The following is a 7204-nucleotide window of genomic DNA, read 5'->3' as shown; positions in this document are numbered from 1 at the left end:
TAGATTTGAAGCAGATTACAATAAGGGGCATCCCTGATGAGATTGAAAAGATAATAAAGAAAGAGGCCAAGGCAAAAGGGCTGAGCCTCAACAAGGCATTTATCTCGCTGCTTGAAAAGGCAACAGGTTTAAGGGCAAAGGGGAAGAAGAAAAAGGCCTTATATCATGATTTAGACCATCTTTTTGGTATATGGACAAAGGAAGAGGCTGCTGCCTTTGACAAAAGCCTTAAGCTTCAGAGGGAGATAGATGAGGAATTATGGAAAAAAACAGGATAATACTGGATACCTCAGGCTATTCTGCTTATTTAAGGGGAAGCCCTGCGATTAGACTGGCGATACAGCAGGCTGCTGAGATATTTTTCAACCCAATTATAGTCGGTGAGTTATTGACTGGCTATATAATGGGAAAAAGCGAAAAGAAGAATAGGGCAATACTTCAGGAGTTCCTTTCCTCTTTGAGGGTGAATATAGTGGATATTGATGAAGAAACATCAGAGAGATACGCTATAATTATGAATTATCTCCGTACAAAAGGCACGCCTATACCTACTAATGACTTATGGATAGCAGCTTCTGCTATGCAGCATGGATTAATAGTTTTAACAACCGACAATCATTATCTCAAAGTTCCGCAGATTATAACTGAATATTATCAGGCAGGGTAAAAAATATTCTTTTATTGCATAGGAGAAAATTATGGGAAAACGATTTGTCTTTTTTTATTTTATGAAAAAGGAGCCGGAAAAAATAAAGGCAGTTGTGCCTTTGCATATTGAGTATTGGCACAAACTCAAATTGAACAAATATCTCGGCGGCCCGATTACTGATAGGACAGGAGGGCTGATTACCTTTGAAGCAGGGGATATTGAAGAAGCAACAAAGATTATCATAAATGATCCCTTTGTTTCACAGAATTTGCTTGAAAGTAAATGGATAAAAGAATGGGTAGCAGAGTAAGGAATCTTTTAACAAAAGGAGGTTTAAATATGATTACCTGTTATTTGCGTTATGTTATTGACCCATACAAGATTGAAGATTTTGAGAGGTATGCCAAAATGTGGATACCGCTGGTCAATAAATTCGGCGGGACGCATCATGGCTATTTTCTGCCCCATGAAGGGGCAAATAATATTGCTCTGGCTCTGTTCAGTTTCCCGAGTCTGGCAGCTTACGAAGAATATCGCAAGAAGATTAAAACCGATTCAGATTGCCGGGCAGCCTTTGCCTTTGCAGAGAAGACGCGGTGTATTATAAGTTATGAGCGGAACTTCATGCGACCTGTTTTTGAGTAGTTGTCCTGAGATTAAAGTATATGGGGAATGAAGGAGGACTAATAAAAATGGAACTTGGAGAAATCAGACAGGAAATAGATAAAATTGATACTGAAATAATAGGGCTTTTATCAAAAAGAGCTGGACTGGTAAGCAAAGCAGGAAAATTAAAAAAAGACGAACAAGAAGTGCGAGACCCCAAGAGGGTAGAACAGGTTATAAATAAAGTAAAGGCGAAGGCTGCAGGGATAGATTTTGACCCATCAATGGCAGAACAAATATATAGAACTATAATCGGCTGTTTTATTGACAGAGAACTAAAGGAGTTCAAAGGGGAAAATCTCCTCTCTTTATTTTTCAGCAATAATCATTTACCATCAAAGGAAATTCTTAATGGAATTACTTTAAAAGCTGTCTATGGCGATAAGACCATGATGACCTTCTTTGAATTTGAGCCGAATGCTGTAATTCCTTCACATAAACATCCCCATGAGCAGATAACATATATAATTGAAGGAGCGATAGAATTTACCGTTAATGGAGAGACAAAGGTTTTAAAAGTTGGCGATGGTGTTGTAATTCGCTCCAATCAAGAACACAGCGCAAAAATTCTTGACAAACCAGCAAAGGCAGTGGATGCATGGTATCCCGTAAGGGAGGATTACAGAGAGCCTTAATTATTATTTTATTTTGCAGTTTTCCCCCATTCCTTCATGCTCTTAATAATCGCGCCGAGACTCGTCCCCCTTTTGGTAAGGGCATACTCAACCCTCGGAGGCACTTCGGGATAAATTCTTCTTGCAATAATTCCTTCGCTTTCTAAAGATTTCAAGCGTCCTGATAATGTTTTCGGGCTTACCCCTGAAAGTGATTTCCTCAATTCTCCGAATCTCTTTTTCCCTTCAAGGAGGTCCCTGATTATTAGAATCGTCCACTTGCTGCCAATGATTTTCAATGTTCTTTCCACAGGACATTCCCCGGTGCATGCTTCATAGCCCATTATGCGCTCCTCCAATAGTATCTTTTTTGTAACTGTATAACCAAAATGTAACTACTTGACAAAGTATACTGACACTGATATTGTTTGTCAATATTATTAATTTAAAAGGAGGAAATGCTTATGGAACTTTTTGAAGCCATTAAAACAAGGAGGAGCATCCGCAGGTTTCTTGACAGACCTGTAGAAGATGAAAAACTTAAGACGATACTTGAGGCTGTCCGCATGTCCCCTTCGTGGGCAAATATGCAGTGTTGGAGATTTATAGTAGTAAAAGATAAGGCTATGAGAGAAAAAATCAGTGAACTAAGTTACGTGGCGTCTTTCTTCGCACCAATCGGTTATAAGGCAAACCCTTCAAAAAAGGGTCTTGCAGAGGCACCGGTTGTAATTGTTGCCTGTGCAGATCCTTCCCAGTCAGGGGTTCTCTGGAATCAGCACTACTACATGACCGATGTGGGTGTTGCTGCACAGAATCTCATGCTTGCTGCTCGTGCCCTTGGACTCGGCACTGTCTTTGTAGGAGTATTTGATGAGGAAAAACTCCGCAATCTCCTAAATATCCCATCAAACATCCGAATAGTGGGACTTTTCCCCATTGGCTATCCGCAGGAAGAGAAAAAGGAAGGCCCTTCAAGGAAGCCGCTTAATGAGATTGTTTTTTATGAGCAATGGGGAAGTGAAATCTGAATTTAATGTAGTACACGAAAAGGAGGTTTTAACATGACAGATAGTATTAAAAATGAGGTTTTATTGTATCTGAATAGGCATCTTTACGGGAACCTTGCAACAGTTTATTCAAATGACCCGATGCAACCGCATGTCACTACTGTTGCATATGTAAATGATGGTTTTGATTTATATTTCACAACTTCCGTGAAATCACAGAAATTCATCAATATTGAAGGGAACTCAAAGGTAGCGATGACTATAGATGAAGACGAAACTGATTGGATGAAGTTAACAGGCCTGCAGATCGAAGGAATAGCAAAGGTAGTAAAAGCGGAGCAAGTACCTGCTGTTTTAGAAATCTATGCTGAAAAGTTTCCTATCATAAAAGAGTTCCCCCCAAATCTCGATTACCGCTTCATAAAAATAAAGCCAAATAGAATATGGATGCTCAATTACCAGAAAGGCTTCGGCCATCGTGATTATTTAGAGTTGTAGAAAATAAAAAGGGAGGTTTAAAGATGAAAGGAATAACTTCAAAAGATAGGTTCACACTTTTCGGCATTTTATTATTTACACTTATCGGTTCTTTAATATTTAATCAAAGGGCATTTGCTCAACAAGGACTGACAAAGATAGCAGACAATGTTTACTCATATGTTGACACGAAGAACAGCCTTCCAAAAAACAGCTTTGGAGCAAATGCAGGGATTATTATAGGCAAAGATGGTATTGTTGTTATTGATACACTGGTATCCTCAAAAGAAGCAAAAAGGTTTATTAAGGATATACGGACAATCTCAAAGAAACCCATAAAATATGTTGTGAATACCCATTATCACCTTGACCACACATTCGGCAATGCTGATTTCAAAAGGCTTGGAGCAGTAATTATCTCGCACACTAATGATAGTAAAAATCTAAAGGCTCATGGTGAAACAGCTTTAAGAAATGCAAAGAACTATGGTCTTAGTGAAGAGGATATGAAAGGGACGAAGATCGCATATCCTGTTTTGGCATTTAACGACAGGATGGAGATAGATTTGGGAGATCAGAAGATTGAGCTGATTTACATCATGCCATCACATACTGATGGAAGCATTCTGGTATATCTGCCTGAAAAGAAAATACTGTTTGCAGGCGATATTTTATTTACCAACTACCATCCATTTATTGGTGATGGAAATATAGAAGAATGGGTTAAAGTGCTTGACTATATCATGACAATGGATATTGAGAAAATCATTCCAGGTCATGGACCGATTTCGAGCAAAAAGGATATTGAAGACATGAAAAATTATTTGATTGCCTTTGATAAAAAGGCTAAAGAACTTACTGCCCAATCAAACGATGTTGAATATATCGTCTCTGAAATCAAGAAGTCTCTGCCTCCAAGGCCTGAGGGAATTGAACTTATCCAATGGAACATTCAGATGAAATATCTGAAGAAATAAAGGACCGAATAGCACATAGGGGGTAAAGATGATTACCTGTTACTTGCGTTATGTTATTGACCCGTACAAAGTAGAAGACTTCGCGAAATATGCCAGGATGTGGATACCACTGGTTAATAAGTTTGGCGGGAAGCATCATGGCTATTTCCTGCCCCATGAGGGAGCAAATAATATTGCATTTGCACTGTTCAGTTTTCCGAGTCTGGCGGCATATGAAGAATATCGAGGAAAAATTAAAACTGACCCGGATTGCCAGGCAGCCTTTTCCTTTGCAGAAAAAACAAAATGTATAATAAGTTATGAGCGAACCTTCATGCGGCCTGTTTTTGGAGGAGAGAAATGACTTTTTTCAGATAAGGGAAGATTATTTGTGAAATACATCTTAGGTCTTGATTTTACGCTCTATTTATGAGAGAGGGGAGATTATAGAAATTATTAAAAAGCACCAAAAGGCTGATAGTGTAAACGGCTTATAGTGTGGTTCATGTGATGAAACAGTATGACATTATTATAATAGGTGCGGGAATCAGTGGATTGAGTCTGGCGCATTACTGTGCCAGGGGAGGACTCAAGACTTTAGTAATCGAAAGGAGTGAACGAGTGGGCGGCACCTTCCACTCTTACCATTTTGAGGGCGATGTTAAAGATTTCTGGTTAGAATTAGGTGCCCATACCTGTTACAATTCCTATCGTAATCTGCTGGGAATCATAGAGGATTGCCAGATTCTTGATCGCCTGATTAGGCGGGAAAAGGTCCCATTTAGACTGTTAGTTGACAATCAAATAAAATCAATTCCCTCCCAGCTTAACTTTATAGAACTACTTTTTTCAGCACCCCGTTTATTTACACTAAAAAAAGATGGGCAAAGTGTTGAGTCATATTATTCCAGAATTGTGGGTCCGAAAAACTTTGAAAGGGTTTTTGCCCCTGCCTTTAATGCAGTGATATCTCAAAAGGCCAATGACTTTCCAGCAGATATGCTTTTCAAAAAGCGGAAGCGCAGAAAAGACATAATCAAGAAATTTACTTTTACTGATGGGGTCCAGACGATCACAGACTCGATTGCCTCACAACCAGGTATTAACTTACTAACAGGTAAAAAAGTGCAGGCCATACAGTTTAGCGACAACTTTTTCCGGATTGCCACCGCAGACGGTAGCAGCTATGAGTCTCTAAGTCTGGCACTGGCCACTCCAGTCTCGGCAGCAGCAGAACTATTAAAGACTTCCTATCGAGAACTATCTGCGATATTATCACAAATTAAGGTTAATACTATCGAAACGGTTGGGGTAGCAATCAGAAATGATGCAGTTTCTTTAAGTCCATTCGCCGGGATTATTGCTACAGATAACTATTTTTATTCAGCCGTATCCAGAGATACAGTCCCACATAAAAGTTATAGAGGTTTCAGTTTCCATTTTAAGGCAGGCATTCTCAGTTATGAAGCAAAGCTAAGGCGTATCAGTGAGGTTCTGGGAGTAAAGCCTGAACAATTGGAATATATGGTTACCAAAGAAAATATTGTCCCTTGTCTCAGGGTTGGTCATGATAAATTTATCACCGAGATTGATCAACTTATTGCTGGTAAAAGACTTCTATTAACTGGAAATTATTTTTCAGGTCTTGCAATTGAAGACTGTGTATCGAGGTCTCTGAAAGAGTTTTCTCGGTTGAAAAAATCCTGATCGAAATGATTTTAATCACATTTCTATATGCACATGGCATCTCTTTGTGCATATCCTCGAGCATGCCTCGCAGCCAATGCAGTTTTCAGGATTAGCAATGGACATAATTTTATTGCCCATGTCATCTCCGTATTCATCCTCTCCTTCAAAGGGCTTCTCTATAAGTTCAAGCACATCCATTCCACACACCTTATAGCATCTTCCGCAGCCAATGCATTTTTCAATGTCGATAGACTCAATAAACTTTGGTATCCATGTCTTCCCACCTCTCGTATATCCTATAATTGCCACAGCTTCCTCCTTTCTCAAAGTAAATCACAATACTCCATCACTCCATGAGAAAATTACGCAATCGCCTCTCCGTCCCTTTCTCCTGTCCTCACCCTTACTGCTGTTTCAATTGATGAGACAAATATCTTTCCATCACCATGCCTGCCTGTCTGATTGACCTTTATTAGGGATTTCACAACCTTGCTTACCACATCATCAGGCACAACTATGGTGAGCATTCTTTTTGGTACATAGAGTGCAACCTTTGGAAGCGTATGCTCAAGGGCATATGCTGAAGGTGTCGGGGTCAGCTTAACTGCTGTACAGAAACTATCCGGCATTTCAGAGTCCATCTCTGCACACATTGCACCCTTTTGTTTTCCCCTTCCATCCACACTCTGAATTGTAAGCGACGGATACCCTAAGTCCTCAAGCGCCTGCTTTGTCTCAGGGAGCTTATCCCTTCTAATAATTGCTGTAATCTCTTTCATAGACCTGCCTCTCCTGTCCTGACGGTATAAGCAGCTTCAACAGGACTGACAAATATCTTTCCATCACCTATAAAGCCTGTCCTTGCCTTGTTCTGAATTATCTTGATTACCTTTTCCACATCCTCATCATCAATAACTGTCATAATGAGTGTCTTGGGAAGCTCATCGTAATGCACAGGTCCAACCTGAAGTCCCTTTTGCTTTCCCCTTCCAAATACCGGCATTTTTGTAAGGGACGGAAAGCCTGCACCCTCTAATGCCAAAACTACCTCCTGTTCTTTTTCTGGCCTTATAAACGCCCTGATCATCTTCATCTTCTTTTCCTCCTCTTTAATTTATTATTAATATCCCCCTCACCCTAACC

General features: G+C 39.8%; 14 protein-coding genes. 10 read left to right on the top strand and 4 right to left on the bottom strand.

The features are described 5' to 3' along the window. The first annotated feature begins 5 nt into the window (after positions 1-5). From HZC12_08895 to HZC12_08875, 5 genes are read left to right on the top strand one after another with little or no spacing between them, the layout of a single operon-like run. Positions 6-278: a hypothetical protein gene (locus HZC12_08895; protein ID MBI5026820.1), complete on the top strand. Its 273-nt coding sequence runs from the start codon at positions 6-8 to the stop codon at positions 276-278. After that, positions 260-667 carry a type II toxin-antitoxin system VapC family toxin gene (locus tag HZC12_08890; GenBank protein ID MBI5026819.1) on the top strand — a complete coding sequence of 136 codons (408 nt, stop codon included), beginning with the start codon at positions 260-262 and terminating at the stop codon, positions 665-667. Before HZC12_08895 ends, HZC12_08890 begins: the two co-directional genes overlap by 19 nt. A gap of 31 nt (positions 668-698) precedes the next feature. After that, positions 699-959: a hypothetical protein gene (locus HZC12_08885; protein ID MBI5026818.1), complete on the top strand. Its 261-nt coding sequence runs from the start codon at positions 699-701 to the stop codon at positions 957-959. A 29-nt stretch (positions 960-988) separates the two neighbouring features. Further along, positions 989-1294 (top strand): NIPSNAP family protein, encoded by a 306-nt coding sequence (locus tag HZC12_08880; GenBank protein ID MBI5026817.1) that lies wholly within the window; start codon positions 989-991, stop codon positions 1292-1294. A gap of 47 nt (positions 1295-1341) precedes the next feature. Then, positions 1342-1950: a chorismate mutase gene (locus HZC12_08875; GenBank protein MBI5026816.1), complete on the top strand. Its 609-nt coding sequence runs from the start codon at positions 1342-1344 to the stop codon at positions 1948-1950. An 8-nt stretch (positions 1951-1958) separates the two neighbouring features. Here HZC12_08875 and HZC12_08870 read toward each other — a convergent pair whose 3' ends face one another. Next, entirely contained in the window at positions 1959-2273 is a 315-nt protein-coding gene (locus tag HZC12_08870; GenBank protein ID MBI5026815.1) for a helix-turn-helix transcriptional regulator, read from the bottom strand. 120 nt (positions 2274-2393) lie between these two features. Here HZC12_08870 and HZC12_08865 point away from each other — a divergent pair, with 120 nt between their 5' ends. The 5 genes from HZC12_08865 (at position 2394) to HZC12_08845 (ending at position 6079) form a co-directional block, all read left to right on the top strand. Continuing rightward, entirely contained in the window at positions 2394-2960 is a 567-nt protein-coding gene (locus HZC12_08865) for a nitroreductase family protein (protein ID MBI5026814.1), read from the top strand. 33 nt (positions 2961-2993) lie between these two features. Beyond that, positions 2994-3437, top strand: a complete 444-nt coding sequence (locus HZC12_08860) for a pyridoxamine 5'-phosphate oxidase family protein (GenBank protein MBI5026813.1) — start codon at positions 2994-2996, stop codon at positions 3435-3437. 23 nt (positions 3438-3460) lie between these two features. Then, positions 3461-4393, top strand: a complete 933-nt coding sequence (locus HZC12_08855; GenBank protein MBI5026812.1) for an MBL fold metallo-hydrolase — start codon at positions 3461-3463, stop codon at positions 4391-4393. Positions 4394-4421: 28 nt separating this feature from the next. Next, entirely contained in the window at positions 4422-4736 is a 315-nt protein-coding gene (locus tag HZC12_08850) for an NIPSNAP family protein (protein ID MBI5026811.1), read from the top strand. Between the two features lie 146 nt (positions 4737-4882). Further along, positions 4883-6079, top strand: a complete 1197-nt coding sequence (locus HZC12_08845) for an FAD-dependent oxidoreductase (GenBank protein MBI5026810.1) — start codon at positions 4883-4885, stop codon at positions 6077-6079. 15 nt (positions 6080-6094) lie between these two features. Here the strand turns inward: HZC12_08845 and fdxB are convergent, their stop codons facing one another. The 3 genes from fdxB to HZC12_08830 are packed head-to-tail and all read right to left on the bottom strand — an operon-like array spanning position 6095 to position 7154. Next, positions 6095-6370 (bottom strand): ferredoxin III, nif-specific, encoded by a 276-nt coding sequence (fdxB, locus tag HZC12_08840; GenBank protein ID MBI5026809.1) that lies wholly within the window; start codon positions 6368-6370, stop codon positions 6095-6097. 53 nt (positions 6371-6423) lie between these two features. Further along, a complete protein-coding gene (locus HZC12_08835; GenBank protein MBI5026808.1) occupies positions 6424-6840 on the bottom strand; it encodes a P-II family nitrogen regulator in 417 nt (138 codons plus the stop codon). Then, complete coding sequence (locus HZC12_08830; GenBank protein MBI5026807.1) at positions 6837-7154, bottom strand: P-II family nitrogen regulator; 318 nt, start codon at positions 7152-7154, stop codon at positions 6837-6839. Before HZC12_08830 ends, HZC12_08835 begins: the two co-directional genes overlap by 4 nt. Between the last annotated feature and the right edge of the window lie 50 nt (positions 7155-7204).

Source organism: Nitrospirota bacterium, from assembly GCA_016214385.1.
Taxonomy (GTDB): domain Bacteria; phylum Nitrospirota; class Thermodesulfovibrionia; order UBA6902; family JACROP01; genus JACROP01.
The sequence above is the reverse complement of the archived record's forward strand: the minus strand, read 5'-3'. Positions and strand labels throughout refer to the sequence as shown.